The organism is Mesorhizobium sp. CA6 (assembly GCF_020165035.1).
Taxonomy (GTDB): domain Bacteria; phylum Pseudomonadota; class Alphaproteobacteria; order Rhizobiales; family Rhizobiaceae; genus Mesorhizobium.
In genome coordinates, this window is record NZ_JAIUHI010000002.1 from 377,747 (window position 1) to 402,820 (window position 25,074).

Here is a 25,074-nt window from a genome sequence, read left to right on the forward strand (position 1 = left end):
TGTCTGTCATGCCGCTGCGCTACCCGCTTGCGCCAAAGCAAACGGGGAATCACCTTTCCATGTCGGACGTATCCGGAGAACTCGTTTATCGTCGAGGCAAGGAAGTCGGAAAGGCCGTCTACCAGAACCGGGCATTGTCGAAGGACGGCATTTCCGAGCGGCTCTTCGCTTTCCTGTTCTCCGGCCTCGTCTATCCGCAGATCTGGGAAGATCCCGATGTCGACATGGAGGCCATGCAACTTGGCGCCGGGCACCGAGTCGTCACGATCGCCTCGGGCGGCTGCAACATCCTGGCTTACCTGACCCGCACGCCGGCCCGGATCGACGCCGTTGATCTCAATGCCGCGCATGTCGCGCTGAACCGCATGAAGCTGGAAGCGGTGCGCCACCTGCCGTCGCAGGGCGACCTGTTCCGTTTCTTCGGCGCCGCCGGCACCAGCCACAATTCCGATGCCTATGATCGCTTCATCGCGCCGCATCTCGATCCGGTCAGCCGCCATTACTGGGAACGCCGCAACTGGCGCGGCCGCCGCCGCATCTCGGTTTTCGACCGCAACTTCTACCAGACCGGCCTGCTCGGCCTCTTCATCGCAATGGGCCATCGCGTCGCAAAACTGTTCGGCGTCGATCCCGCCGGCATCATGAAGGCGGAGAACATCGGCGAGCAGCGCCGCTTCTTCAATGAGGAACTGGCACCGGTCTTCGACAAGAAGCTGCTGCGCTGGGCGACCTCGCGCAAGGCCTCGCTGTTCGGCCTCGGCATTCCGCCGGCGCAGTATGACTCGCTGATCACCTCTGGCGACGGCTCGATGGCGAGCGTGCTCAAGGCGCGCCTTGAAAAGCTCGCCTGCGATTTCCCGCTCAAGAACAACTATTTCGCCTGGCAGGCCTTTGCCCGCCGTTATCCGCAGCCCGGCGAGGCCGCGCTGCCTGCTTATCTGGAAGAGCGCAATTACAAGACGATCCGCGACAACATCGATCGCGTCGCCATCCACCACGCCAATCTGATCAAGTTCCTGGCCGCCAAGGATGCCGGCACCGTCGATCGCTTCGTCCTGCTCGACGCGCAGGACTGGATGACCGACGACCTGCTCAACGCGCTGTGGACCGAGATCACTCGCACGGCCTCGGCCGGCGCCCGCGTCATCTTCCGCACCGCGGCCGAACCGAGCCTCCTGCCCGGCCGTGTCTCCAGTTCGTTGCTCGACCAGTGGACCTACGAGGCCGACGCCTCGCGCGAATTCTCGGCAAGGGACCGCTCGGCGATCTATGGCGGCTTCCATCTCTATGTGAAGCGTCCCGCATGAGCACGACGGAGCTGCCGGCCAGCCATGCCGAACTGATGGACGGCGTCTACCGCTGGCAGCGCCATATCTATGATCTGACCCGCAAATACTACCTGCTCGGCCGCGACCGGCTGATCGACGGGCTGGACGTGCCGCAAGGCGGCACCGTGCTGGAGCTTGGCTGCGGCACCGGCCGCAACATTGCGCTTGCCGCCCGCCGCTATCCGGATGCGCGCTTCTTCGGTTTGGACATCTCGGCCGAGATGCTGGAGACGGCTAGCGCGGCTATTGCTCGCGAAGGCCTGTCCGACAAAGTCAGGCTGTCGCGCGGCGACGCAACCGACTTCGATGCCATGCCGCTCTTCGGCATCGCGCAGTTCGACCGCGTCTTCGTGTCCTATTCGCTGTCGATGATCCCCGGCTGGGAAAAGACGGTTTCGGCAGCCCTTGCGGCGCTCGCGCCCGGCGGTTCGCTGCATGTCGTCGATTTCGGCCAACAGGAAGGCCTGCCGCACTGGTTCCGCCCCCTGCTGCGCGGCTGGCTGCGGAAATTCCATGTCGCGCCGCGCGCCTCGCTGCGCGACGTACTTGAATCGGAATCGCAGCGCACTGGCGCAACCTTCCGCTTCAGAACGCTTTATCGCGGCTACGCCTGGCTGGCCGTGATCGGATCCCGCAAATAAAAGAACGCGATCAGTGCAGGGCCTTCACCAGCGCGCTGACCATCGCTTGTGGCCGATAGCCAAACTTGCCCGGCGTCAGACCTAGCCTCACCACCACCAACTGCTCGGACGGAATGATCGCCACCGTCTGGCCGTCATGGCCCTCCATCCAATAGGTGTCCTTGGGCAGGCCTGCAGCGACGCCCGCGCCGGGATTTTCCTCATCGCCCGGCCCCTCGATCCAGACTTGGCCTTTGCCATACACCTTTGAGGCCGGTGCGGCCTCGCGCATCCAGTCGACGAAACCGGCGGGCAGGATCTGGTTTCCGTTCCAGACGCCGCCCTGCAGCAGGAACTGGCCGAAGCGCGCCCAATCATGGGCCGTGGCATAGAGATAGGACGAGCCGACGAAGGTACCTTGCTCGTCGGTCTCGAGCACCGCGCTGTGCATACCGAGCGGCTCAAACAGCGCCGTGCGCGGCCATGCCAGCGCCTTCGCCTTGTCGCCGATCGCGTCCTGCCACAGCCGCGACAGCATCACCGCTGTGCCGCTCGAATAGGAAAACACTTTTCCCACCTCGCCGGCCAGCGGTTGTGCCTCGGCGAAGCGAGCCATGTCCGGCTCGAGATAAAGCATGCGCGTCACGTCGGCGACGTCCCCATAATCCTCGTTGAACGCCAGCCCGCTCGACATCGCCATCATGTCGGCAAGGCTGATGGCGGCGCGGCCGTCGGCCTTCCACGGCTTGAACAGGCCCTTATTGTCGAGCGCCAGCTTGCCGTCCCTGACCAGCGTGCCGACGATCGCGGCATTCACCGTCTTGGTCATCGACCAGCCAAGCAGCGGCGTCTTGGCCGAAAAGCCCTCGCTATAGCGCTCCGCGATGATCCGGCCGTTCTTCACCACCACGATGGCGCGCATGCCGGTGCCGGCCATCGCGGCATCGTCGACGATCTTCGCGACCTCGGGGTGCTGCGAAGCATCGACCCGCTCGCCATCGGGCCAGAGCGCGTCGGGTTGCGCCGCGGCCGGCGGCGCGGCGCGCAGCGACGTCTGCCTTGCCTTGCCGGTGTCGCCATCGGCAACCGACGCGCAACCGACGCCGTCGCGCTCGACCGCGACACTCTTGCCGAAAACCCAAAGCAGGCCGGCCGAAACCAGTCCCCTTTCCTTGTCGACGGAGACCTTCATCAGCTTGAGCAGCGGATGGCCTGGTGCCTGCACATCGACGGCCAGGACCTCTTTGGCGTCGCGGCCGGCGATGAAGACGTTCGAGCAGACGATCTTGGCCGAGTAGCCGGAGCCGACGCGGATGAGTTCTGGCGGCGCGAAATAGAGCCAGGCGAAGAGCGCCGCCACCGCCAGGACCACAAGCCCAAGCAGCCATTTGATGAACTTCACGACGGCTCGCATCTTTCCCCGCCTTTTGGATTCGCCGGCTCGATTTATGTCATCGATTTGCCGCCATTGCTTCCGCAAAATCGCCGGCATCGTCGAGCGCCGTCAATGGATTATCAACCATGTTCGGCGATCAAATGATTCCATGTCGCCCAAAAGTGCGCAGCAGTTTTGGGATAACGATTTGGACGGAATAAATCGGGACGGTCCTGTGGGGCGATCGTCCGGAGGGGGCCCGCGTAAGCGACCACCATCGATGAAGGACCCATCAGCGGCCGGCTGATCCCGGCTCGGGGAATATCATGCGCCGTCTTGCGGCCATCCTGATGCTTACGCTGCTGGGCGCCTGCTCGACTGTGGAGGACCTCTCACCATTGTCGCCGTCGTCGCAGGCGGTTGCCGTGCGCGCGCCCAAATTCGAGGACTCCAAGCCGCATGAGTGGGACAGCGGCGCGCCATGGACCTACGCCATCCACGGCACGGACGTCTCCAAATACCAGAGCTCGATCGACTGGCCGACCGCCAAGGCCAGCGGCATCTCCTTTGCCTTCATCAAGGCGACGGAGGGCGGCGATCGTTTCGACGACTATTTCAACGAGCACTGGGCGCGTACAAGGGCCGCCGGCGTCCCGCGCGCGGCCTATCATTTCTTCTATTTCTGCACGCCGGCCGAAACCCAGGCGCGCTGGTTCATCGCCAATGTCCCGAGAGACCCGTCGGCAATGCCGCCGGTGCTCGACATGGAATGGAACCCGAAATCGCCGACCTGCAGGCTGCGCCCCGACCCGGCCACGGTGCGCAGCGAGATGACCGTCTTCCTGCAAATGGTCGAGCGCTATTACGGCAAGAAGCCGATCATCTACACCTCGGTCGACTTCTTCGACGACAACCAGCTGGCGACCTTCCGCGGGTATCCCTATTGGCTGCGCTCGGTCGCCGGCCACCCGCGCGAGAAATACGGCAGCCACCCCTTCACCTTCTGGCAGTACACCGGCACCGGCATCGTGCCCGGCATGACCGGCAAGTCCGACATCAACGTCTTCAACGGCTCGGAAGCTGCCTGGAAGAAGTGGCTGCGGCAGAACACCCGTTGACATCGGCCGCCGCGCCTGCTTTTCGACACGGCGGGCGGCGAAACATGCAACCGCTGGTAATCCGGAGCGGCGCACTCGTATGAGTGCCTGGCGCGGCTCCCGAACTTTGAAATCCTCGCATGCGCCCGTCCGATCCCGTCCGGGGTCGCGATCGGGTCATGCGCAGGTCTCGAAAGGAAAGCGATGCGATTGCGCGTTGAAATCCTGGCGGCGCTCTTCCTCGGCGCGCTTGCGCTGCCCTCGGCGGCGCAGGAATGCGGCGGCGATTTCGAGGCCTGGAAACAGGGCGTCGCGGCAGAAGCCAAGGCGGCCGGCGTCGGCGCCGTCGGGCTCGACGCGCTGGAGGACGCCACCATCGACCAGCGGGCATTGGCGCGCGACCGCGCCCAGGGTGTCTTCACCCAGACTTTCACCGAATTCGCCAACCGCATGATTTCGACCTACCGCCTGAAGCAGGGTGCGGCCAATCTGAAGAAATATGCCGAAATCTTCGACCGCGCCGACAAGGAGTTCGGCGTGCAACCGGCCATCATCGCTGCTTTCTGGGGGCTGGAGACCGACTTCGGCGCCGTCCAGGGCGACTTCCATACGCTGAATGCGCTGGTGACGCTTTCGCATGATTGCCGCCGCCCTCAGCTGTTTCGGCAGCAATTGGTGCCGCTGCTTACCTTGATCGACCGCGGCGTGCTGCCGGCCGACGTCAAGGGCGCCTGGGCCGGCGAGATCGGCCAGACCCAGATCCTGCCGACCGACTATCTGGCGCGCGGCGTCGACGGCGACGGAGACGGCAAGGTCGATCTGAGGAACAGCGTGCCGGACGTCATCATGACCACGGCCGACAAGATCATGTCGCGCGGCTGGAAGCGCGACCAGCCCTGGGTCCAGGAAGTGCGCGTCCCCGACGAGATGCCATGGGACCAGACCGGCCGCACCAACAAGCTGCCGCTGTCGCAATGGGCGCAATGGGGCGTCACCGAACCCAACGGCAACCCGCTCATCGACAATGGTCTCAAGGCTGGCCTGGCGCTGCCGATGGGCCGCAAGGGTCCCGCCTTCCTGACCTACGACAATTTCGACGTCTATCTGGAATGGAACCAGTCCTTCACCTACGCGCTGACGGCGGCAGTGCTTGCGAGCCGCCTTGCCGGCGCGCCGCAATTCGATCCGCGCACGCCCGAGCAAGGCCTGAGCGGCGACCAGATGAAGGCGCTGCAGACCAAGCTCGAGGCCAAGGGCTACGACGTCGGCACCGTCGACGGCATCCTGGGCACCAACACGCGCGAGGCGGTCCGCAAGGAGCAGATGCGGCTTGGCCTGCCGGTGGATGGTTGGCCGACGCCGGAGCTTTTGGCGAAGCTGTAGCGCCCTGTCCTTCTCCCCTTGCGGGAGAAGTTGGAGCTCAATCCGCCATCGTCTCCAGGCTGGCAAAGCCCTGCGGCGCATCGCCCTCGTCGAAGGGCGTCGTCACCTCGACGAATGTGTCGGGGAAGAAGCCGTTGAAGCGGGTTCTCAGCGACAGCGAGTAGGCGCCGATATGGCCGATCTCGATCCAGTCGCCGGTGTCGACCGTTTCTGGCAGCCAGAAAGGCCTGGACAGGATATCGACGGAATCGCAGGTCGCGCCGCAGACCTTGAAGGGCACGATAGTGTTTTCGTTGCCGTTGCGGGTACGGATCGCGGGATCGGGAATGAAGCGGGCCGGCAGCGTGATCTTGCCGGTCCATGAATCCGACAGCGAGGCCCAGATGCCGTCATTGATGTAGAGCCGCTTGCCCTTGCGCAACAGCACCCGCACGATCAGCGAGAGACACCGCGCCACGATCACGCGTCCGGGCTCGGCCACCAGGGGCATCTGGTCGAACTGATATTCTTTCAGGTCGCCGGCCAGCCGCGACATCAATTGGCCGAGCGACGGCATCTCGATGTGCCTGCGATTGGGATCATGGCCGTATTCGGCGGGAAAGCCGCCGCCGACATCGAGCCCCGCAATGTCGAAAGTCAGGCGGTTGCGCACCCAGTCGGCCGAGGCGAGCGCGCGTTCATAGGTATCGGGATCCTCGATCTGGCTGCCGACATGGAAGCAGAGGCCGACCTTGTAGCCCGTGCGATTCAGCCGCTCGGCAAGCTCGACCGCATTGGCCGGCCCCGCGCCGAACTTCTTCGACAATTCGTAAGCCGCGTGGCCCTTGGTCTGGATGCGCACGAAGACGGTGACGGCGCCGGGATCGATATCGAGCGCACGCACGACGCGCGTCAGCTTGGTGATCTCGTCCTCATGGTCGAGCGAGATCACCCGGATGCCGTATTTTTCAAGCGCCAGCTTGATGTCCGACTGCGCTTTGACCGGGTGCATGTAGAGCATCTCGGCGTCGGGCGAGACGGCGCGCACGGCGGCGAACTCGCCGGGCGAGGCGACGTCGAAGGCGCTGACGCCGGCTTCCACCAGCGTCTTGAGAACGATCTGCTCGCCATTGGTCTTGACCGCGTAAGCGGTCTTGCCGGGAAACATGCCCATGAACTGCAGGGCATCCTCCTTCAGCACCTGCGGGCGGAAACAGTAGACCGGGTCGTCGGGACGAAGCGCCAGTGCCGCCTCACGGGCATTTCCGAATCGCTGCATGGACGAATCCTCGGGTCTGGAGCGCGCACAATTAATCCTAGCTAGCCGCCAAAGAAAACAGTTCTGTGTCTTGGCGATCCGGAGCGGCCTGCTGCACATTTTGGCGACGCTAAACCACCGTCAGGTTTCGGGTGGCCCTTGCCGCCGAACCCGATATCGGTTCTTGAGATACTTTACGGGCCGAGGTTGCGATCGGCCCCCGGGGAGGAACAGGACATGTCAATTACTGCCGGCGCCGCGCCGACGCGCGGAGCGATGACGCTCAAGGATTGGGGGCAGCTTCTCCTGCTCGGCGCGATCTGGGGCGGTTCGTTCTTCTTTGCCCGCATCGCCGTTTCCGAGATCCATCCGCTGGCGCTGGTGCTGTTTCGCGTCGCCATCGCCGCGGCGGCACTTCACCTCTATCTGCCAGCCCGCGGCCCTTCGTTCCGGCTCGCCTTCCCGCATGCCGGCCTGTTCTTCCTGCTGGCGCTCACCAACAATGTCGTGCCCTTCTCGCTGATTTTCGCCGGCCAGACGCAGCTCGGCGCCGGCGTCGCTTCGGTGCTCAACGCCACGACGCCGTTCTGGACGCTGATCCTGGCCAATGCGCTCACAACCGACGAGAAGCTGTCCTGGAACAAGTTCGCCGGCATCGCGCTCGGTGTCGCCGGCACCGCGGTGATGATCGGACCTGGCCTGCTTGCCGGGCTTGGCGGACCGGTGTGGGCCAAGTTCGCACTGATCGGCGCTTCGATCTCCTACGCCGTCGCCCTGATGATCGCGCGCCGCTTCAAGGGCGTGCCGTCGCCCGTCATCGCCACCGGACAGCTGACCGCATCGACCATCATCATGATCCCGCTCGTCCTGATTGGGTATGGCCCCGCGGGGCTTTTCTCGGTCTCGCCGCCCGTCTGGGCCGCGGTTCTGGGCCTCGCGCTGCTTTCAACCGCCTTTGCTTACATCCTCTATTTCAATCTCGTCGCCTCGGCCGGCGCCACCAATGCCTCGCTGGTCACCCTGGTCGTGCCGGTCAGCGCGGTGCTGCTCGGCTTCCTGTTCCTCGGCGAGCGCCTGGCGCTGTTCGAAATCGGCGGCATGACGCTGATCGGACTCGGCCTGGTCACCATAGACGGTCGCCTGTTTGGCCGATGGTAGCGGTGTCATGCCACGGCTCCGCCACAATTTATTCACAACGCCTGAGGCGGCTTTTGCCAAAGAGTTTCAACGGCTAACGATAGATCGGAAGTCGCAAATCCCACAATCATGTCGCATTGCAGCACGTTTTCCGCTTGCCTGTAACCCAAATGACTCTAGATTCCGGCCATAGCTCTGAAGAGGAGGCTATGGCATGGGACTGACGAGGCCGATCAACGCGTTGATGATTTGTGCCGCATTCGCATTCATCGGTGCCCTTATCATAGGTGTTCTTCCCTGACCCGCCAAAACCGGGAAGACCAGTACCGAGGTATAGTCCAAACAGTTCAAAAAGGCCGGGTTCTACCCGGCCTTTTCCGTTGCAGCCTGCCCTATGCGGCGGCCGAACCCGCCGCCTCCGTCTCATGCGAACGGATGCCGATCATGTGGCAGACGGCAAAGACGAGATCGGCGCGGTTCATCGTGTAGAAATGGAAGTCGCCGACGCCGCGCTCGACAAGGTCGAGTACCTGTTCGGCGGCCACGGCGGAGGCCACGAGGGCATGCGTCTGCGGGTCGTTCTCCAGCCCCTCGAAGCGCTCGGCCAGCCAGGCCGGCACCAGCGCCCCGCAGCGCGACGAGAAATTGGCGACCTGGGTGAAGTTATGCACCGGCAGGATGCCCGGCACGATCGGGATGTAGATGCCGGCGCGGCGGGCCCGCTCGACATAGCGCTCGTAAAGATCGTTGTCGAAGAAGAACTGAGTGATCGCCCGCGTCGCGCCATTGTCGGCCTTGCGCTTCAGCATATCAATGTCGGTGGCAAAATCCGGGCTTTCCGGATGCTTTTCCGGATAGGCCGAGACCGAGATGTCGAAATCGCCGGCGTTCTTCAGCGCCCCGACCAGTTCGGCGCCATTGGCATAGCCATCGGGGTGCGGGTGGTAACTTGCGCCGACACCGGCCGCCGGATCGCCGCGCAACGCGACGAAACGTTTGACGCCCATATCCGCAAATTCGCGGATGACCGTGTCGACCTGATCGCGCGCGGCATCGACGCAGGTCATGTGCGCCGCCGGCGTCAGCGTCGTCTCGTTCAAGATGCGCTTGACCGTGCGCGCCGTGCGCTCACGGGTCGAGCCGCCGGCGCCATAGGTCACCGAGACGAATTTCGGCTTGAGCGGCTCCAGCCGGGTGACCGTATCCCAGAGCCTTGCTTCCATCTCGTCGGTCTTCGGTGGGAAGAATTCGAAGGAGACCCTGACCTTGTCGCCGATGTCGGGGCGGCGGGAAAAGCGGAACTGGTTCATCAGGCTGTTTCCCCCATTGGATATGCCTTGGCAGGTAGCGAGTCATTGGATGGATCGGCGATCAGCAGTCGCCGATCGCGGCCGAGCCAGAGCTTCACCGTAAGCCTTGCCTCGTTACCGCCACGCGGCTCGAATTCCTGGCTGTCCTCGAGATCGAGGCCGGCCTCGGCGAACCAGTCGGACATCTGCCGGTCGGAAAAGCCCAGCCGCATATGGGCGTGCTGGTCGCGTAGGAATTCGAGCGCGTGGGGCGCGAAGTCGACGACGATCAGCCGGCCTGATGGCCTGAGCAGCCTCGCCGCCTCGGCGATGGCGCGCGCGGGATCGTCGAGATAGTGCAGCACCTGGTGGATTGTGACGAGATCGAAGGCGTTGCGCTCGACCGGCGGCGAGAAGATGTCACCTTGGCGTACCTGCGCATTGGCGATGCCGGCCTTGTCGAGATTGGCGCGCGCCACGCTCAGCATCTCGCGCGACATGTCGATGCCGACGCCGCGCCGGTAGAGCGGCGCGAAGATTTCGAGCAGCCTGCCCGTGCCGGTGCCGAGGTCGAGCATTGACTGGAACGGCCGCTTGCCCACGAGCCTGATGAGTGCCGCCTCCACCGCGCGGTCCGGCACATGCAGCGAGCGGATGTGATCCCAGCTCGCGGCATTCTCGGAGAAATATTCGGCGGCCCGGTCCTGCCGCTTGCGCTTCACCGCCGCCAGCCGCTCGAGATCGCGCACCACCTGCGGATCGGCTTCGCTTATTCCCGACACCAGACGCTGGACGAAATCGCGCGAATTATCGATGTCGGTCAGCCTGAAAAAAGCCCAGGACCCTTCCTGATAGCGGCCGATCAGCCCGGCGTCGAGCAGCAGCTTCAGATGCCGCGAGACGCGCGGCTGCGACTGGCCGAGGATCTCGGTGAGGTCGGAGACGGTGAGATCCCCCCGCGAAAGCAGCACCAGGATGCGCAGCCGGCTGGATTCGGCCGCCGCCTTCAATGTATCTACCATTGTGTCGAGCGAGACATGCATGAGCGGGCTCTCGTTGAAAGATATAAAGATATGTTTATGTCGATTTTGATACCCTGGCAAGCGCTATGTCGCTTCCGGACAAGAAAATGGCGCAGCCGCGATCCGCGCCGGCAGGCAGTTTCTGGGCGGGATGAGCAGGATGTTTGAGACACGCCAAGGTGAAATGCTTCTTGCGGCCGACCCGGCGCAGTTACCACCGGACGGCCATGTGGTCTTCATCGGCCGCATCGTCTCACCATGGACCAGTCGCGAGGATTGCCCCAAGAACATGCGCGCGGCCCGGGAAACCGGGCGACCCGCGACAATCCTGATCGACCAGCCCTATCGCCTGGGGTTGCAAAACCTGGAACGCGCCAGCCACGTCGTCATCCTGTCCTGGCTCCATCACGCGCCGCGGAATCTGATTGTGCAGAAACCGCGCCACGCGGCTGAAGCGAAAGGCGTTTTCTCGCTGCGCTCCCCTGCCCGGCCCAACCCTGTCGGCCTGCATGTAGCGAAGCTCGCCGCGCTCGACATCGAGGCCGGCCGGATCGGAATCGACGCCATCGATGTGCTCGACGGGACACCGGTCATCGACGTCAAGCCCTATTACGCCTCCACGGATGCTTTCTCCGAAGCGACGGTCGCCGGGCGAGACGAGACATGAGCGCCCCCACCGGCCGCCGCCGCGCCATCGCCAAGGCGCTGACCGCCCTTTTGCCGCTCGCGCCTTACGCCGATATGGAAAAGATCCGCGCCGACGCCGGTTCCGTGCACATGAAGAGCTTGCCGCCGACGATCGCGGTGTGGCTGGCCACCATCGCCCATGTCCGCCACCTCCACACCGATTACGAAAAGCTGCTGGCCGAAGGCTACGACCGGGATTCGGCGCGCTTCTTCGTCATCGGGCGGACCAATGAGGTGCTCACCCGTTGGCGGGCGACACGGTTGCTTGAGGAAGACGAGGAGGACTCGTAAGGTCGACACTCTCTCCGACGTCTGATGGCGCTTGTTGGAAGAGGCGTGACGATCCCGCCGGCCGAGCGCAGCACGCTATCCTTGGCCGGCGCCAAATAAATCCGCCAGCGCCTCTGGAAAAACGTCGAAAGCGCCGTACATGCAGCAAGCGGAGTATCCTCCGTTTATATCCGGAATACATCGTCCTCAAAGCAATTCCAGGAACGCTCGCAGTGGTTTTCCGTTCGGAATTACGCAAAAACAAGGACTTGGAGCGGCTCGGCGATGCCGTAAACCGCAGAACCGTTCCAAGGGCAAGGATCACAGATCATGACTGATAAGGTTTGGTTCATCACCGGATCGTCGAAGGGCTTTGGCCGCGTCTGGGCCGAGGCCGCTCTCGCCCGCGGCGATCGCGTCGCCGCAACTGCGCGCGATGCCGGCACGCTCGCCGATCTCGTCGAGAAATATGGCGACAAGGTCGCTGCCATGCAGCTCGATGTCACCGACAAGCCCGCCGTCGACGCCGCTGTTGCCGAGGCGCACAGGCGTTTCGGCCGGCTCGACGTGGTCGTCAACAATGCCGGTTACGGCCATTTCGGCGCCATCGAGGAGGTCACCGAGCAGGAGGCGCGCGACCAGATCGAGACCAACGTCTTCGGCGCGCTATGGGTGACCCAGGCCGTGCTTCCCGTCATGCGGGCGCAACGCTCAGGCCGCATCATCCAGATCTCCTCGATCGGCGGCGTCAACGCCTTTGCCTCGCTCGGCCTTTATCACGCCTCAAAATGGGCGCTGGAAGCCTTCAGCCAGTCGCTCAGCCTCGAGGTCGCCGGCTTCGGCATCCACGTCACCCTTGTCGAGCCGGGCGGCTTCTCCACGGACTGGGCCGGGCCGTCGGCCAGGGTCTCCAAGCCGTTGGACGCCTATGAGCCGGTCCGCGCAGCGATGGCCGAGCGCCGCAGCCGTTCCGTCGCTGGCGATCCGCAAGCGACCGGCCCGGCGATGCTGGCGATCATCGATGCCGAAGAGCCGCCGCTCAGGGTCTTCTTCGGCGACGGCGGACTGCCGATGATCCGGCAGGAATATGCCAACCGCATCGCCACTTGGGAGAAATGGGATCACGTCTCGGTAATGGCGCAGGGCGCCAACAAGAACCGCAAGGCGGCCTAACCGCGAACGCCGCGCCGCGAAAGCGGCGCGGCCTCTTTGTTCAGGCCCGATAGATCCACTGCTCGGGCACCCGGATGGAAATCTCTTCGCCAGCTCTTATGACGCCCGGCTTCTCGACCCAGGCGACAAGGCCGCGCAGCCGTTTCGCCTCCTTTGGGAAGAGCAGCGCGGTAGCCTCCTGATCCGCTGCGCCGACATGCTCGGCGATCGACTGCCCGGCGAACCGGCACGGCTTGTTCTGGCCGTCGACCTTGAGCGTCACGCCGCCCTTGAAGAACATCAGCGAGCCGGCCGGCAGCATCGAAAGATGCGGCACGCCCTCGACCACAAGATTGGCGCCGATCCACTCCGGCTTGATCTGCTCGATCCCCATGCGTTGCGCGATGATGGCGAGCTCGTCCGCGGCCACAAGCGACAATTGCCGCTCGTTGCGCATTTCGGTGCCGCGCGGATACCAAGGCTCGCGCCCGCCCGACCGCCGCGTTGCGCCGGCATGGAAATCGCCCTCGATGCCGTCGAAGCCGAGCCGCAGTTCTTCGACCGCCCTCGTCTCGAAATGGTCGTGCGGAGCGGCATAGAGCGCCGCCGCCTTTGCCGTCAGCTTGCGGCCGGGCACGATGTCGATTGTCGGTTCGGCCGCTGGAAAAAGCTCTAGGTTCGTTTCCTGCATGCCGCTGGTCTAAAGGCCGCTGAGAAGGCGGTCCAGTCGAAAGCGCTGATGATCCGATCACATCGTTTGATGGCGATCACGACGTTATTACCAGAAAACGCCGCCCCGCTGCACACGCGTCGCATTGCCGCCGTGCGGCCGTCATAAACGATGCGCGCTATATCGGGAGGGAGGAGGCTCGATCATGCAGGTCGGACACGCTGTAGCGGCGCTTTGGCTGTTCTGGGTGGTATCCTGGCTCCTTGCCGCTGCCTGGGCAGATCCGGCGCAAAAGCGCGCCGATCTCAAGTCGGAGGCGCGTTATCGGATCCTTTGGCTGGCTGGCACCATCCTGCTGTTCGTGCCGGCGCACGGCTATGCTGGCAGGCTGCGGCTGTGGACGCCGACGCTTGCCGAAGCCTGGATCTGCGTCGCCTTGATCGCCATCGGCATCGCTTTCGCCTGGTGGGCGCGCCTGCATCTCGGCCGCCTTTGGTCGGCCAACGTCACCGCCAAGGCTGATCATCGCGTCGTCGATACCGGCCCCTACGGCCTGGTCCGCCACCCGATCTACACCGGACTGCTGCTGTCCGTCCTCGCCACCATGGCCGTCAAGGGCACGGTCTGGGGCATCGCCGGCGCCGCGCTGCTGCTCGTCGGCGTCGTCGTCAAGGCGCGGCTGGAAGAGAGCTTCCTGCGCGGCGAGCTTGGCCCGGCCTATGACGACTACGCCAGGCGCGTGCCGATGCTGGTGCCCTTCGCGCCGGCTTAAAGCATCCTGAGCAGCGCGCCGCCGATCGAATAGCCGGCGCCGAAGGCGCAGATCAGGCCGAAATCGCCGGCCTTCATGTCGGCATGGTTCTCCGACAGCGCCACGATCGCGCCGGCCCCGGCGGTGTTGCCGAGCCGCTCCAGCACCATCGGCGCGCGGTCATGGTCGACGTCGTGGCCGAAGGATAGTTTCAGGATCATGGCATTCATGCGCGCATTGGCCTGATGCAGCCAGAAGCGGCGGATGCCTGCCGGCGTCAGCCCGTGCTCGGCCAGGAACTCGACGATGAATTTCTGGCCGGCGACGGTGACTTCCTTGAACACCTTGTTGCCGACCTGCTTGATGAGGTTGCCTTCCAGGTTGATCATGTAGGGATCGTTCTGGGCGGTGCGCGTGTAATAGCCGAGATTGGTGCGGATGTTGTTCGACATCTGCGTCCAGGTGCGCGTGTCGAGCACCTCGAAGCGCCCCGGCCGCTTCTCACCCTGCGCCAGTCCCTCGACGACCATGGCGACCGAAGCGTCGCCGAAGATGAAATGCGTCTGCCGGTCGCGGAAGTTGAGATGCCCGGTGATGATCTCCGGCGTCGACACCAGGATGCGCTTGTGCGCCCCTGCCCTCACCAGGTTGACCGCGACATGCAGCGCCGCCGCGGCGGAAGAGCAGCCAAGCCCCATGTCGAAGCCGGCGCCCTTGGTTCCCAGCGCCTCCTGCATCTCGATGGCGATGGCCGGATAGGGCCGCTGATGGTGCGAGGCCGAGCAGATCACCAGGTCGATGTCCGACCCGTCGACCCCGGCATGGGCAAGCGCCTTCCTGGCCGAGGCGAGGCCGAACTCCGCCTCCAATGACAACGCGTCGTCTGGCCGCGCCGGAATGCGCGGCGACATGCGGGTCGGGTCAAGGATGCCCTCGCGCTCGATCACATGGCGGCTTCTCACGCCGGAGGCATGCACGATGAAGTCGCTGTCCGATTTCTGCAAGAGCGGCTCGCCGGTGTCGGCGCGGCGAGCATTCTCGGTATCGACCCAGCTGTTGAAGCTTGCGACCAGCTCTTCATTGGTGATGACGGGTTCAGGGATTTCGGCACCGATGCCGCTGATGATGACGCGATGCATGTCCAATCCGTCCGAGGGGGCGCCAAGTTGTGCCGAGGCGAGGCGCTACACTTGTCGCATTTGCCCGGTTTATTCCAGCTTAATTCGACAACCACCGCTGGCATTCAGGTGGTGGATGCTCAAGCGCGCTTGGCGACGATGAAGATGCGCGGGAAGCGCAGCAGCACCTTGCCGGTAGCCGTTTTCGGATAGGCTTTGGCGATCTTGGCGGTGTAGTTGGAGAGAAACAGCTTTTTCTCGTCCGCGTCGAGCGGATCGAGGAAGGGCTTCAGCCCCGTCGCCTTGCCCCATTCGACGATCGCCTCGGCATCGGCCAGCGGATGGTTGTAGATGGTGTGCCAGATGTCGAGCCGGTCGGCGAGCGGCGACAGAAGATCGTAGTAGAAGGAAACCGGCGGCAGCGGCCCGCGCGCGGCACCCTTGAGCTTCGCCGAGAACGGCATCTCGGCCGCCGTATCGCGCATCAACTGGTGCGACGGCTCGCCGAGATTGTCCGGCATCTGCACGGCCAAGGCGCCACCCGGCGCCAAAAGCCCCATTAGCCGCTGGAACACCGCCGGATGCTCCGGCAGCCATTGGAAGACGGCATTGGCGAAGATGACGTCGACGGGATGCTCGGGCTGCCATCCGGCGGCATCCGCCAGCTCGAAATTGACATTCGGCAGCCGCGCCCGCGCCTTCTCGATCATGTCCGGCGAGGTGTCGAAGCCGCTCACCTGAGCATCCGGCCAGCGCTCGACCAGAAGCTCGGTGGAATTGCCGGGACCGCAGCCGATATCGGCGACGCGGCGCGGAAAATCGACCGGCACCTGCGCCACGAGATCGCGCGCGGGTCGCGTGCGCTCATCCTCGAACTTCAGATATTGGGCGGCGGACCAGTCAGCCATGTGAGAACCTTGCTTTGTTCGCCGCCCTTGGGGACTGCTCCTACCGCGTCAGCCGCTTGTGGGTCATGCGGTGCGGAGTCGCCGCTTCGGCGCCCAAGCGGCGCAGCTTGTCCTTCTCATATTCCTCGAAATTGCCTTCGAACCATTCGACATGCGCGTCGCCTTCGAAGGCGAGCATGTGGGTGGCCATGCGATCGAGGAACATGCGGTCGTGGCTGATGATGACGGCGCAGCCGGCATAGGCTTCCAGCGCGTCTTCCAGCGCGCCCAGCGTTTCGGTGTCGAGGTCGTTGGTCGGTTCGTCGAGCAGAAGAACATTGCCGCCGCCTTTCAGCATCTTGGCCAGGTGGACGCGGTTGCGCTGGCCGCCCGACAGGTTGCCGACCTTCTGCTGTTGGTCGCCGCCGCGGAAGTTGAAGGACGAGCAGTAGGCGCGGCTGTTGACCTCGTGCTTGCCGAGCTTGATGACTTCGGCGCCGCCGGAGATCTCTTCCCACACCGTCTTGTTCGCATCGAGCGCGTCGCGGCTCTGGTCGACATAGCCGAGCCGCACCGTCTCGCCCTTGCGGATCGAGCCGGCATCCGGCGTTTCCTGGCCGGTGATCATCTTGAACAGCGTCGTCTTGCCGGCGCCGTTCGGGCCGATGACGCCGACGATGCCGCCCGGCGGCAGCTTGAACGACAGGTTCTCGATCAGGAGCTCGTCGCCGAAGCCCTTGTTGAGGCCTTCGACCTCGATGACGAGATTGCCGAGGCGCTCGCTCGACGGGATGACGATCTGCGTGTCGGTCGGCTTGCGGTTCTGCGACTGCTCGACAAGTTCCTCATACGCCTTGATACGCGCCTTGGACTTGGTCTGGCGTGCCTTGGGCGAGGACTGGATCCACTCGCGCTCGCGCCAGATCGACTTCTGGCGGGCGTCGTCCTCGCGGCCTTCCTGGATCAGGCGCTTGGCCTTGGCGTCGAGATATTTGGTGTAATTGCCCTCGTAAGGGATGCCGCGGCCGCGATCGAGCTCGAGGATCCAGCCGGTCACGTTGTCCAGGAAGTAGCGGTCGTGGGTGATGATCAGCACCGAGCCCGGATAGTCGCGCAGATGCTTTTCCAGCCATTGCGTGGTCTCGGCGTCGAGATGGTTGGTCGGCTCGTCGAGCAGCAAGAGGTCGGGCTGTTCGAGCAGCAGCCGGCACAGCGCCACGCGGCGGCGCTCGCCGCCCGACAGGTTGGTCACTTCGGAGTCGGGCGGTGGACACTGCAGCGCGTCCATCGCCATTTCGACCTGCTGCTCCAGGTCCCAAAGATTGAGCCGGTCCATCTCGTCCTGGAGCTTGGCCGACTCGTCCGCCGTCTCGTCGGAATAGTTCATCATCAGCTCGTTGTAACGCTCGATGATGGCGGTCTTCCTGGCGACGCCGTCCATGACGTTCTCGCGCACGGTCTTGGTGTTGTCGAGCTGCGGCTCCTGCGCCAGGTAGCCGACGGTGGCACCCTCGGCCAGCCACGCCTCGCCCTGGAACTCCTTGTCGAGCCCGGCCATGATGCGCAGGATCGTCGACTTGCCCGAGCCGTTGGGGCCGAGAATGCCGATCTTGGCATCCGGATAGAAGGACAGGTGAACGTTATCGAGCACCTTCTTGGTGCCGTAGGCCTTCGACAGGCCGGACATGTGATAGATGAACTGGCGAGCCACGCGCGCTTTCCCTGGAAACTGAAGTGTCAAGGTGGATGGGGGTTGGGCGCTATGTAGGCGATGAAGCGTCGAACGGCAATCGCTTTCGGCGCGAAACGCGCCAATCCGCGCGGATTCGCCGGTTTGCGGCGCCCAAATTCACTCAGGGCTTTTTCGCCGCTCTCGCGATCGTGCGAAATCAGAGCTTAACCATTCGCCTTCAAAACGATGTTAGGTTGGGAAATCGCGGTCATGCTGCGGTTTCGGGGAAGGATCGGATCGACGACGTGCTGAACGGTGCCCTGCTCCTTGCCGAAGCGGTTCTCTATTTCGGCGCCATGGTCACGCTTTTCCGTTTCCGGCGCCGCATCGGGCTTGGCGTGTTCATCTGCGCGCTCGGCGTCATGCACTTCCTCGAAACCTACCTTGCCAGCGTCTTCTATGTCGCGCTGCCGTTCGGGCTGGTGTCGCCGGGCTCCGCCGTGCTCTTCTCCGGCAAGCTCGTCATGCTGCTTCTGCTCTACATGAAGGAGGATGCGGCGACGGTTCGCCAGCCGATCTACGGCCTGCTGCTTGGCAACGCCGTGATGATAGGGCTGGTGCTGGTCCTGCGCCTGCACGCGATCGCTCCACTTCCAAGCGGCAAGCTTCCCGATATCGCCTTCATCGACGAGATGGGTTGGCTGATGGTCTGGGGCACCTCGCTGCTCTTCGTCGACTCCATCCTGATCATCTTGCTCTACGAGAAGCTCGGCAGCTATCTGCGCGCTAGGCCATTCATGCGCATCCTCGCATCGGTCGCCTGCGTGCTCACCTTCGATCAGGCCGGCTTCTTCACCGCGCTGCATTTCGTCGCCGGCGCGCCGCTCGAGGTCTTCTTCGGCGGCTGGTTCGCCAAGATGGGCGCCGCGCTTGCCTATAGCGGCATGCTCGTCGCCTATCTGAAATGGGTCGAAGACCACGATGTCGCCGTGCCGCGCGGCCTCTCCGACATTTTCGACGCCCTCACCTATCGCGAACGCTACGAAGCGCTGATCAAATATGTCGGCCGCGACGGCCTCACCGGCCTGCTGCATCGCGGCAGTTTCGATGCCGACGGCGAGTCCGCGGTGTCGTCCGCCATCAGGATCGGCAAGCCGCTCAGCCTGCTCATCGTCGACGTCGACCATTTCAAGTCGATCAACGACAGCTTCGGTCATGCCGAGGGCGACAAGGTGCTGAAATCGATGGCTGCCCTGCTGGCCGAGACCGTCGGCGGCAACGATCAGGTGTTCCGCATCGGCGGCGAGGAATTCGCCGTGCTGACGCAACAGTCGCACGCGCCGGCCAGGCTGCTCGGCGAGACTATCAGGAACGCCACGAAGACCTCGGCGCATACCGGCCGCTACAACATCACCGTGAGTGCCGGCGTCTCCACCGTCAGCGAGACGACGCGCTGTCTTGCCGACATTTTCGCGCTGGCCGACCAGCGCCTCTACAAGGCGAAGTTGAGCGGCCGCGACCGCGTCGTCGGCGAACCTGGCAGCGAGGCTATCATCCTGCAGACGGCCTCCCGATCAGCCTGACAAAGAACGGGCTGACCAAAATTCTCGCCTATTGAAAACCGATCGCGTCGACCGTGCCCTTCGGGCAACCGGCCTTGGCTGTCGGCGCCGACGCCATCAGGAGATCGGCCAGCTTGCTGTCCGGGCCGATCGGGCCGGACAGGCCGAGCGTGATCTCGCCGATCATACGCCTGCCGCTCGACGGGTCGACCAGACAGGACACGCGTACGCGATCCCCGGCGCCGGGACCGAAAGCCTGGTTGAAGGCGCCGCGGATCGCATCCGACGTCAGCTGCTTACCGATGTTCTTGTTGAACAGATCGCGCACCGCCGAGGCGTTCACCGCCCGCATCAGGTTCAGCGCGTCTGAGAAATAGTCCTGCTGGTTCTTGCCGTAGCAGGTGCCGTGCTTGATCCATTCGTGGCGCTCGAGCCTGGATGCCGTGCCCGGCATCACCTGGTCGAGCTCGGCACGCGTCTTTGCGTCGAGATCGACCGGCGGCAGGTCTCCCCAATGCGCCGGATTGTCATTGGCCTTGTCGTTCGCCGAGACCTGGCAGTAGAAATTGCCGTTCGGCTGCGGCCACAGCCCATGCAGCGTGAAGTGCGAGGCATCGAACTCGCTCGGGCTCTGTGCCTTGCATTCGGGCTTGCTCGCCTTGGTCTCGCAGAAAGCCGGCTGCCAGCTCAGCGCAAAGACATATTCGGGTTTTCCCGAGGCTGACGGCGACGGTTTGGCCTGGCCAGCAGGCGCCGGGGTCATCTGCGCGCTGCCGCCGTTGACGTGGCCGCAGCTGATCTTCACCCAGCGCCGCTCTGGGTCGGCGCCCGGCACCTGGATAAGGTAGTGCGTGGGCTCGTCCTTGTTGCCGGCAAGAAGGTCGTAGCTTTTGCCGGCTTCGGTCGAGATGTTGCCGGGGTTCTTGCCGCTCTTGATAGCCTGCGTCGCCGGGCAGGCGTTGTCGGCAACGAACGTGCCGCTCATCTTCACGTCGGCATGCGCCACCCCGGCGCCGGCCAGAGCCAGCACCATCGAACCCCATAATGCCCAAACCCGCATCCCGCTCTCCCGGCGATCATTGAACCGTATTGGATACGTCACACTAGAACAGTCGACGTGTCAGAATTGCGATCTTTTTCGCCGCTCGAAAAAACAATCCCCAGCTGAGCGCTTCCCATTGGCATGTTCGCAAGCGCGCTCATCCTCTTGACGCCGGCAAACGCCGCGCCCAACAGTCGCCGAGGGAGCGACACATGCCATTCGACAGAAAGACCAAGCTCGCCTCACCGACCGGGGCCGACCTCAACCTCTATGTGAAACACGCGGAGGCGAAGCCACGCGCCGTGGTCCAGATCAACCATGGACTGGCCGAGCACGCGGCGCGTTATGCCCGCTTTGCCGATTATCTCGCGCCGCGCGGATTCCACGTCTATGCCCATGATCATCGCGGCCATGGCGCGACAAAGGCGCCCGACGCGCCGCTCGGCAAATTCGCCGACAGCGACGGCATCGCCAAGGTGATCGCCGACGTCGGCGCCGTTCACGACCTGATCGCGGCCGAGCATCCGGGCTTGCCGGTGATCGCCTTTGGACATTCGCTGGGCGCCTCGGTGGCGCTGAATTTTGTCCTGCGCCATTCCGGGCGTGTCCATGCCGCCGCGATCTGGAACGGCAATTTCTCGCAAGGCCGGCTCGGGCAACTTGCGCTTGGCATTCTAGGCTGGGAGCGGATGCGGCTCGGCTCCGACGTGCCGTCGCGGCTTCTGCCCAAGCTCACCTTCCAGGCTTGGGGCAAGGCGGTGCCCAATCACCGGACCCTGTTCGACTGGCTGTCGCGCGACCCGGTCGAGGTCGACAAATATATCGCCGACCCGCTCTGCGGCTGGGATGCGTCGGTCTCGATGTGGCGCGATGTGGTCGACATGGCGCTTCACGCCGGCAAGGACCAGAGCTTTGCCGGCGTCCGGCGCGATCTTCCCATCAACCTTGTCGGTGGCAAGAAGGACCCTGCGTCGGACTACGGCAAGGCGGTCCATCACCTGGCAACTCGCATGCAGGCAATGGGCTTTTCGAATCTGGTTTCAAGGGTTTACCCGCAAACCCGCCATGAAAGCCTGAACGAGATCAATCGCGATGCCGTCATGAATGATTTCGTCACTTGGGCCGACAGCGTGCTCAAATCCTGACCTGGCGTGGCCCACTGCAAGGGCCGTGACAGGTGCGGCTGCTGTTGATAGAGCCTGCGTTTCCGACCCGATTACGGTGATCCATGGCCGAACCTCCGCTGAAAGGCATCCGCGTTATCGAACTCGCCCGCATCCTGGCCGGTCCCTGGGCCGGGCAGTTGCTTGCCGATCTCGGCGCCGACGTCATCAAGGTCGAGAGCCCCGATGGCGGCGACGATACGCGCAAATGGGGTCCGCCCTTCGTCATGAGCCATGACGGCGAGAACCTGTCGGCCGCCTATTACCACTCCTGCAATCGCGGCAAGCGTTCCATCGCCGTCGATTTCTCCAAGCCCGACGGTGCCGAGACGCTGCGCAAGCTGGTCGCCACCGCCGACGTGCTGATCGAGAATTTCAAGCTCGGCGGCCTGAAGAAATACGGCCTCGACTACGAGAGCCTGAAGGCGATCAATCCGCGCCTCGTATATTGCTCGATCACCGGCTTTGGTCAGGACGGTCCCTACGCGCCGCGCGCCGGCTACGATTTCATCATCCAGGCCATGGCCGGCATGATGTCGATCACCGGCGAGCCCGGCCGCGAGCCGCAGAAGGCCGGCGTCGCCATCTCGGATCTCTTCACCGGCCTCTATTCGGTGATCGCCATCCAGGCAGCACTGCGCCACGCCGAAAAGACCGGTGAGGGCCAGCATATCGACATGGCGCTCTTCGACAGCCAGATCTCGGCGCTCGGCAACCAGAACCTCAACTATCTGATTTCCGGCAAGTCGCCGGTGCAGATGGGCAATGCGCATATGAACATCGCCCCTTACGAGGTGCTGCCGGTCAGGGACGGCCACATCATCCTGGCGGTCGGCAATGACGGCCAGTTCGGCAAGTTCTGCGCCGTAGTCGGCCTGACCGATCTGCCCGCCAATCCGGATTTCGCCACCAACCCTGCCCGCGTCGCCAACCGGGTGAAGCTGCGCGAACTGATTATCGCGACGCTGAGCACCTGGGACCGCGATCCGCTGTTGGCGAAGCTCGAGGCTGCCGGTGTGCCGGCAAGCCCGATCAACACCATTGGCCAGATGTTCGACGACCCACAGACCATCGCGCGCGGCATGCGGCTCGATCTCGACGACGGCCACGGCAATCGCCTGCCTTCGGTGCGCGCGCCGATGGTGATGTCGGGCACGCCGCTCGTCTATGAACGACCCTCGCCGCGCCTTGGCGAACACACGCAAGAAATCCTTGCCGAACTGGAGAGAGCAGCAAAATGAAAACCGGCGGACAACTGATCGTCGAGGCGCTCGAAGCGAACGGCACCGACCGCATCTTCTGTGTTCCGGGCGAATCCTATCTCGCCGTCCTCGACGCGCTGCATGACTCTTCGATCCGCACCATCGTCTGCCGCCAGGAAGGCGGTGCCGCGATGATGGCCGACTGCCAGGGAAGGCTGACCGGCAAGCCCGGTATCTGCTTCGTCACCCGCGGCCCCGGGGCCACCAACGCTTCGGCCGGCGTCCATATCGCGATGCAGGATTCGGTGCCGATGATCCTGTTCATCGGCCAGGTCGCCAGCCACGCCAAGGAGCGCGAGGCCTTCCAGGAGGTCGATTACAAGCGCTTCTTCGGCGACATTGCCAAATGGGTGGTCGAGATCGACGATGCCGCGCGCATTCCGGAATTCGTGACCCGCGCCTTCGCCGTGGCGACTTCCGGCCGTCCCGGCCCGGTGGTCATCTCGCTGCCGGAGGACATGCTGACCGACGAGGTCGAGGCGCCGGAAGCGCTCCCGCACACGCCGGTCGAGACGCGTCCCGGTGAAGCCGAGCTAGACGCGCTGGAGATGTTGCTGAGCAATGCCAAGCGTCCCTTCGTCATCCTCGGCGGCACGCGCTGGAACGAGGAAGCGGTGGCGCATATGCGCCAGATCGCCGAGACCTGGTCACTGCCGGTCGGCTGCTCCTTCCGGCGCCAGATGCTTTTCGACCATCTGCATCCGAATTACGCCGGCGATGTCGGCATCGGCATCAATCCCAAGCTGGGGGAGCGGATCAAGCAGGCCGACGTCGTGCTTTTGATCGGCGGCCGCCTGGGCGAGATGCCGTCTTCCGACTACACGCTGCTGAAGAGCCCCTACCCCGATCAGGCACTGGTGCATGTCCATGCCGATGCCGGCGAGCTCGGCCGCGTCTACCGGCCGACGATAGCGATTAACGCGTCGCCCGCCGCTTTTGTCGAGGCTTTCGCCAGGCGCAAGCCAACGGCCAAGCCTGCCTGGGCGGCCGAGACGGAAAAGGCGCACGCCGCCTATCTCGAATGGTCGACGCCGCCGCAGACCGGCCCGGGCGCCGTCCAGATGGGCCCGATCATGGACTACCTCGGAAAGGTTCTGCCGGAAGATGCCATCCTCACCAATGGCGCCGGCAATTATGCCACCTGGGTGCATCGCTTCTACCGCTCGCGCCGCTTCGGCACGCAGGCGGCGCCCACGTCCGGCTCGATGGGCTACGGGACGCCGGCCGCGGTCGCCGCCAAGTCGCTGTTCCCGGATCGCACCGTGGTGGCCTTCGCCGGCGACGGCTGCTTCCTGATGAACGGCCAGGAGTTCGCGACGGCTGTCCAGTATGATCTGCCGATCGTCGTGATCGTCGTCAACAACGGCATCTACGGCACGATCCGCATGCATCAGGAACGGGAATATCCAAGCCGCGTCGTCGCCACCACCCTCAAGAACCCTGACTTTGCGGCGCTCGCTCGCGCCTATGGCGGCCATGGCGAGACAGTGGAAAAAACCGCCGACTTCGCGCCGGCCTTCGAACGCGCGCGCGCCAGCGGCAAGCCGGCGATCGTCGAGATCAAGCTTGACCCCGAAGCGATCACGCCGACCCGCACGCTGACGCAGATCCGCGATAAGAGCTGAGCGCCGACAGGGCATAGGCCGAGTTCCTTCGCGCCCCCTCTGTCCTGCCGGACATGTCCCCCAGTTGGGGGGAGATTGGAGGTCACGCCGGCTTTCGCCAATCAGCAGCGTTGCAGGAACAGCGAGGCGACGGAACTGCTAATCTTCCCCTTGTTGTGGGGGAGATGTCCGGCAGGACAGAGGGGGGCGCTGTCCCGCCGACGTCCGAATTGATCGTGATCCTATCGGGCGCTACATCGCCTTCTCGATCTGGCCGCGGATCTCGCCGTCCTTGTTCTTGGCGGTGTGGACGTTGACGTAGTATTTGCCGGCTTCCAGATCGGCTGCCTGCGCGTCGGTCAACGTCGCCGATCCCTTGATCGGGCTCTTCAGCTTCTTGAACGGGATGACCGGGTCCGCGTTTGCGCCCATATCCGCCGGGCCGTGGATGTGGGCGGCCACGGCAGGCCCGCTAAGGCCGGAATATTTGACGTTCCAGCTGAGCTTCTTGCTTGTGGTGTCGAAGGTAAGTGTGGCGGTTCCCTTGCCCTTGGTGGTGACGGGCGGGCTCTGCTGACTGCCGTCGAGCGTCGCCTTGTACTTCACCATCTCGGCCATGGCCGGCGATGCAAGAAGGAAAGCGGTCGAAACGGCCAAGGCCGAAAGCATCGGCACGGATAGGATGCGCATGAAGAACCTCCGTTGATTGCAGCATCCTTCGCGGCTCCCCGGCGCGCGGATGCGCC

Annotated in this window: 23 protein-coding genes; 13 read left to right on the forward strand and 10 right to left on the reverse strand. The window is 64.1% G+C overall.

The features are described from left to right. The first annotated feature begins 8 nt into the window (after nucleotides 1-8). Both LB526_RS04025 and LB526_RS04030 read left to right on the forward strand, forming a co-directional pair. Nucleotides 9-1,307, forward strand: a complete 1,299-nt coding sequence (locus tag LB526_RS04025) for a DUF3419 family protein (protein ID WP_224626267.1) — start codon at nucleotides 9-11, stop codon at nucleotides 1,305-1,307. Continuing rightward, nucleotides 1,304-1,969, forward strand: a complete 666-nt coding sequence (locus LB526_RS04030) for a class I SAM-dependent methyltransferase (protein WP_224626269.1) — start codon at nucleotides 1,304-1,306, stop codon at nucleotides 1,967-1,969. The genes LB526_RS04025 and LB526_RS04030 overlap by 4 nt, the downstream gene beginning before the upstream one ends. A gap of 10 nt (nucleotides 1,970-1,979) precedes the next feature. Here LB526_RS04030 and LB526_RS04035 read toward each other — a convergent pair whose 3' ends face one another. After that, a complete protein-coding gene (locus LB526_RS04035; protein ID WP_224626271.1) occupies nucleotides 1,980-3,362 on the reverse strand; it encodes a serine hydrolase domain-containing protein in 1,383 nt (460 codons plus the stop codon). A gap of 287 nt (nucleotides 3,363-3,649) precedes the next feature. Here LB526_RS04035 and LB526_RS04040 point away from each other — a divergent pair, with 287 nt between their 5' ends. Together LB526_RS04040 and LB526_RS04045 are read left to right on the forward strand one after the other, a co-directional pair. Next, nucleotides 3,650-4,441 carry a GH25 family lysozyme gene (locus LB526_RS04040; RefSeq protein WP_140839671.1) on the forward strand — a complete coding sequence of 264 codons (792 nt, stop codon included), beginning with the start codon at nucleotides 3,650-3,652 and terminating at the stop codon, nucleotides 4,439-4,441. A gap of 183 nt (nucleotides 4,442-4,624) precedes the next feature. Further along, a complete protein-coding gene (locus LB526_RS04045) occupies nucleotides 4,625-5,803 on the forward strand; it encodes a lytic murein transglycosylase (RefSeq protein ID WP_224626272.1) in 1,179 nt (392 codons plus the stop codon). Between the two features lie 37 nt (nucleotides 5,804-5,840). Here LB526_RS04045 and LB526_RS04050 read toward each other — a convergent pair whose 3' ends face one another. Beyond that, nucleotides 5,841-7,061, reverse strand: a complete 1,221-nt coding sequence (locus tag LB526_RS04050) for an alanine racemase (RefSeq protein ID WP_224626275.1) — start codon at nucleotides 7,059-7,061, stop codon at nucleotides 5,841-5,843. A 216-nt stretch (nucleotides 7,062-7,277) separates the two neighbouring features. Here LB526_RS04050 and LB526_RS04055 point away from each other — a divergent pair, with 216 nt between their 5' ends. Beyond that, nucleotides 7,278-8,198, forward strand: coding sequence for a DMT family transporter (locus LB526_RS04055; RefSeq protein WP_224626278.1), 921 nt, complete (start codon nucleotides 7,278-7,280; stop codon nucleotides 8,196-8,198). 371 nt (nucleotides 8,199-8,569) lie between these two features. Here the strand turns inward: LB526_RS04055 and metF are convergent, their stop codons facing one another. Together metF and LB526_RS04065 are read right to left on the reverse strand one after the other, a co-directional pair. Next, nucleotides 8,570-9,487 (reverse strand): methylenetetrahydrofolate reductase [NAD(P)H], encoded by a 918-nt coding sequence (metF, locus tag LB526_RS04060; RefSeq protein ID WP_140839663.1) that lies wholly within the window; start codon nucleotides 9,485-9,487, stop codon nucleotides 8,570-8,572. After that, complete coding sequence (locus tag LB526_RS04065; protein ID WP_224626280.1) at nucleotides 9,487-10,509, reverse strand: ArsR/SmtB family transcription factor; 1,023 nt, start codon at nucleotides 10,507-10,509, stop codon at nucleotides 9,487-9,489. The genes metF and LB526_RS04065 overlap by 1 nt, the downstream gene beginning before the upstream one ends. Before the next feature lie 139 nt (nucleotides 10,510-10,648). Here LB526_RS04065 and tsaA point away from each other — a divergent pair, with 139 nt between their 5' ends. The 3 genes from tsaA to LB526_RS04080 all read left to right on the forward strand — a co-directional run bounded on the left by tsaA (nucleotide 10,649) and on the right by LB526_RS04080 (nucleotide 12,618). Next, nucleotides 10,649-11,155 (forward strand): tRNA (N6-threonylcarbamoyladenosine(37)-N6)-methyltransferase TrmO, encoded by a 507-nt coding sequence (gene tsaA / locus LB526_RS04070; protein ID WP_224626283.1) that lies wholly within the window; start codon nucleotides 10,649-10,651, stop codon nucleotides 11,153-11,155. Then, entirely contained in the window at nucleotides 11,152-11,466 is a 315-nt protein-coding gene (locus LB526_RS04075) for a DUF2293 domain-containing protein (protein WP_224626287.1), read from the forward strand. Before tsaA ends, LB526_RS04075 begins: the two co-directional genes overlap by 4 nt. 309 nt (nucleotides 11,467-11,775) lie before the next feature. Continuing rightward, the gene (locus LB526_RS04080; RefSeq protein WP_224626289.1) at nucleotides 11,776-12,618 is read left to right on the forward strand and encodes an SDR family oxidoreductase; all 843 of its coding nucleotides are present in this window, start codon (nucleotides 11,776-11,778) and stop codon (nucleotides 12,616-12,618) included. Nucleotides 12,619-12,658: 40 nt separating this feature from the next. On the opposite strand, the gene LB526_RS04085 is transcribed toward LB526_RS04080, so the two are convergent. Further along, nucleotides 12,659-13,288, reverse strand: a complete 630-nt coding sequence (locus LB526_RS04085) for an MOSC domain-containing protein (protein WP_224626291.1) — start codon at nucleotides 13,286-13,288, stop codon at nucleotides 12,659-12,661. Between the two features lie 184 nt (nucleotides 13,289-13,472). Here LB526_RS04085 and LB526_RS04090 point away from each other — a divergent pair, with 184 nt between their 5' ends. Then, entirely contained in the window at nucleotides 13,473-14,039 is a 567-nt protein-coding gene (locus LB526_RS04090) for a methyltransferase family protein (RefSeq protein ID WP_224626294.1), read from the forward strand. Here the strand turns inward: LB526_RS04090 and LB526_RS04095 are convergent. The 3 genes from LB526_RS04095 to ettA all read right to left on the reverse strand — a co-directional run bounded on the left by LB526_RS04095 (nucleotide 14,036) and on the right by ettA (nucleotide 17,734). Then, the gene (locus LB526_RS04095; RefSeq protein ID WP_224600765.1) at nucleotides 14,036-15,157 is read right to left on the reverse strand and encodes a beta-ketoacyl-ACP synthase III; all 1,122 of its coding nucleotides are present in this window, start codon (nucleotides 15,155-15,157) and stop codon (nucleotides 14,036-14,038) included. The genes LB526_RS04090 and LB526_RS04095 overlap by 4 nt on opposite strands. 119 nt (nucleotides 15,158-15,276) lie before the next feature. Beyond that, nucleotides 15,277-16,044: a trans-aconitate 2-methyltransferase gene (gene tam, locus LB526_RS04100; RefSeq protein ID WP_224626296.1), complete on the reverse strand. Its 768-nt coding sequence runs from the start codon at nucleotides 16,042-16,044 to the stop codon at nucleotides 15,277-15,279. 40 nt (nucleotides 16,045-16,084) lie between these two features. After that, nucleotides 16,085-17,734: an energy-dependent translational throttle protein EttA gene (gene ettA / locus LB526_RS04105; RefSeq protein ID WP_095768965.1), complete on the reverse strand. Its 1,650-nt coding sequence runs from the start codon at nucleotides 17,732-17,734 to the stop codon at nucleotides 16,085-16,087. A 266-nt stretch (nucleotides 17,735-18,000) separates the two neighbouring features. Between ettA and LB526_RS04110 the strand changes: the two genes are divergently transcribed. Further along, complete coding sequence (locus LB526_RS04110; protein ID WP_224626298.1) at nucleotides 18,001-19,278, forward strand: sensor domain-containing diguanylate cyclase; 1,278 nt, start codon at nucleotides 18,001-18,003, stop codon at nucleotides 19,276-19,278. A 28-nt stretch (nucleotides 19,279-19,306) separates the two neighbouring features. Here the strand turns inward: LB526_RS04110 and LB526_RS04115 are convergent, their stop codons facing one another. After that, complete coding sequence (locus LB526_RS04115; RefSeq protein WP_224626300.1) at nucleotides 19,307-20,317, reverse strand: ribonuclease T2 family protein; 1,011 nt, start codon at nucleotides 20,315-20,317, stop codon at nucleotides 19,307-19,309. A gap of 194 nt (nucleotides 20,318-20,511) precedes the next feature. Between LB526_RS04115 and LB526_RS04120 the strand changes: the two genes are divergently transcribed. From LB526_RS04120 to LB526_RS04130, 3 genes are all read left to right on the forward strand, one after another. Further along, complete coding sequence (locus tag LB526_RS04120; RefSeq protein WP_224626302.1) at nucleotides 20,512-21,444, forward strand: alpha/beta fold hydrolase; 933 nt, start codon at nucleotides 20,512-20,514, stop codon at nucleotides 21,442-21,444. A gap of 83 nt (nucleotides 21,445-21,527) precedes the next feature. Next, nucleotides 21,528-22,703, forward strand: a complete 1,176-nt coding sequence (locus LB526_RS04125) for a CaiB/BaiF CoA transferase family protein (protein ID WP_224626304.1) — start codon at nucleotides 21,528-21,530, stop codon at nucleotides 22,701-22,703. Beyond that, nucleotides 22,700-24,349, forward strand: coding sequence for a thiamine pyrophosphate-binding protein (locus tag LB526_RS04130; protein ID WP_224626306.1), 1,650 nt, complete (start codon nucleotides 22,700-22,702; stop codon nucleotides 24,347-24,349). Before LB526_RS04125 ends, LB526_RS04130 begins: the two co-directional genes overlap by 4 nt. Nucleotides 24,350-24,580: 231 nt before the next feature. Here the strand turns inward: LB526_RS04130 and LB526_RS04135 are convergent, their stop codons facing one another. Continuing rightward, nucleotides 24,581-25,018, reverse strand: coding sequence for a CHRD domain-containing protein (locus tag LB526_RS04135; protein WP_140839627.1), 438 nt, complete (start codon nucleotides 25,016-25,018; stop codon nucleotides 24,581-24,583). Nucleotides 25,019-25,074: the final 56 nt, after the last annotated feature.

Excerpts from the sequence above, each read along its gene's own strand:
- LB526_RS04025 (WP_224626267.1), top strand. The coding sequence starts at position 9 with ATGCCGCTGCGCTACCCGCTTGCGCCAAAGCAAACGGGGAATCACCTT.
- LB526_RS04030 (WP_224626269.1), top strand. The coding sequence starts at position 1,304 with ATGAGCACGACGGAGCTGCCGGCCAGCCATGCCGAACTGATGGACGGC.
- LB526_RS04035 (WP_224626271.1), bottom strand. The coding sequence starts at position 3,362 with ATGCGAGCCGTCGTGAAGTTCATCAAATGGCTGCTTGGGCTTGTGGTC.
- LB526_RS04040 (WP_140839671.1), top strand. The coding sequence starts at position 3,650 with ATGCGCCGTCTTGCGGCCATCCTGATGCTTACGCTGCTGGGCGCCTGC.
- LB526_RS04045 (WP_224626272.1), top strand. The coding sequence starts at position 4,625 with ATGCGATTGCGCGTTGAAATCCTGGCGGCGCTCTTCCTCGGCGCGCTT.
- LB526_RS04050 (WP_224626275.1), bottom strand. The coding sequence starts at position 7,061 with ATGCAGCGATTCGGAAATGCCCGTGAGGCGGCACTGGCGCTTCGTCCC.
- LB526_RS04055 (WP_224626278.1), top strand. The coding sequence starts at position 7,278 with ATGTCAATTACTGCCGGCGCCGCGCCGACGCGCGGAGCGATGACGCTC.
- metF (WP_140839663.1), bottom strand. The coding sequence starts at position 9,487 with ATGAACCAGTTCCGCTTTTCCCGCCGCCCCGACATCGGCGACAAGGTC.
- LB526_RS04065 (WP_224626280.1), bottom strand. The coding sequence starts at position 10,509 with ATGCATGTCTCGCTCGACACAATGGTAGATACATTGAAGGCGGCGGCC.
- tsaA (WP_224626283.1), top strand. The coding sequence starts at position 10,649 with ATGTTTGAGACACGCCAAGGTGAAATGCTTCTTGCGGCCGACCCGGCG.
- LB526_RS04075 (WP_224626287.1), top strand. The coding sequence starts at position 11,152 with ATGAGCGCCCCCACCGGCCGCCGCCGCGCCATCGCCAAGGCGCTGACC.
- LB526_RS04080 (WP_224626289.1), top strand. The coding sequence starts at position 11,776 with ATGACTGATAAGGTTTGGTTCATCACCGGATCGTCGAAGGGCTTTGGC.
- LB526_RS04085 (WP_224626291.1), bottom strand. The coding sequence starts at position 13,288 with ATGCAGGAAACGAACCTAGAGCTTTTTCCAGCGGCCGAACCGACAATC.
- LB526_RS04090 (WP_224626294.1), top strand. The coding sequence starts at position 13,473 with ATGCAGGTCGGACACGCTGTAGCGGCGCTTTGGCTGTTCTGGGTGGTA.
- LB526_RS04095 (WP_224600765.1), bottom strand. The coding sequence starts at position 15,157 with ATGCATCGCGTCATCATCAGCGGCATCGGTGCCGAAATCCCTGAACCC.
- tam (WP_224626296.1), bottom strand. The coding sequence starts at position 16,044 with ATGGCTGACTGGTCCGCCGCCCAATATCTGAAGTTCGAGGATGAGCGC.
- LB526_RS04115 (WP_224626300.1), bottom strand. The coding sequence starts at position 20,317 with ATGCGGGTTTGGGCATTATGGGGTTCGATGGTGCTGGCTCTGGCCGGC.
- LB526_RS04120 (WP_224626302.1), top strand. The coding sequence starts at position 20,512 with ATGCCATTCGACAGAAAGACCAAGCTCGCCTCACCGACCGGGGCCGAC.
- LB526_RS04125 (WP_224626304.1), top strand. The coding sequence starts at position 21,528 with ATGGCCGAACCTCCGCTGAAAGGCATCCGCGTTATCGAACTCGCCCGC.
- LB526_RS04130 (WP_224626306.1), top strand. The coding sequence starts at position 22,700 with ATGAAAACCGGCGGACAACTGATCGTCGAGGCGCTCGAAGCGAACGGC.
- LB526_RS04135 (WP_140839627.1), bottom strand. The coding sequence starts at position 25,018 with ATGCGCATCCTATCCGTGCCGATGCTTTCGGCCTTGGCCGTTTCGACC.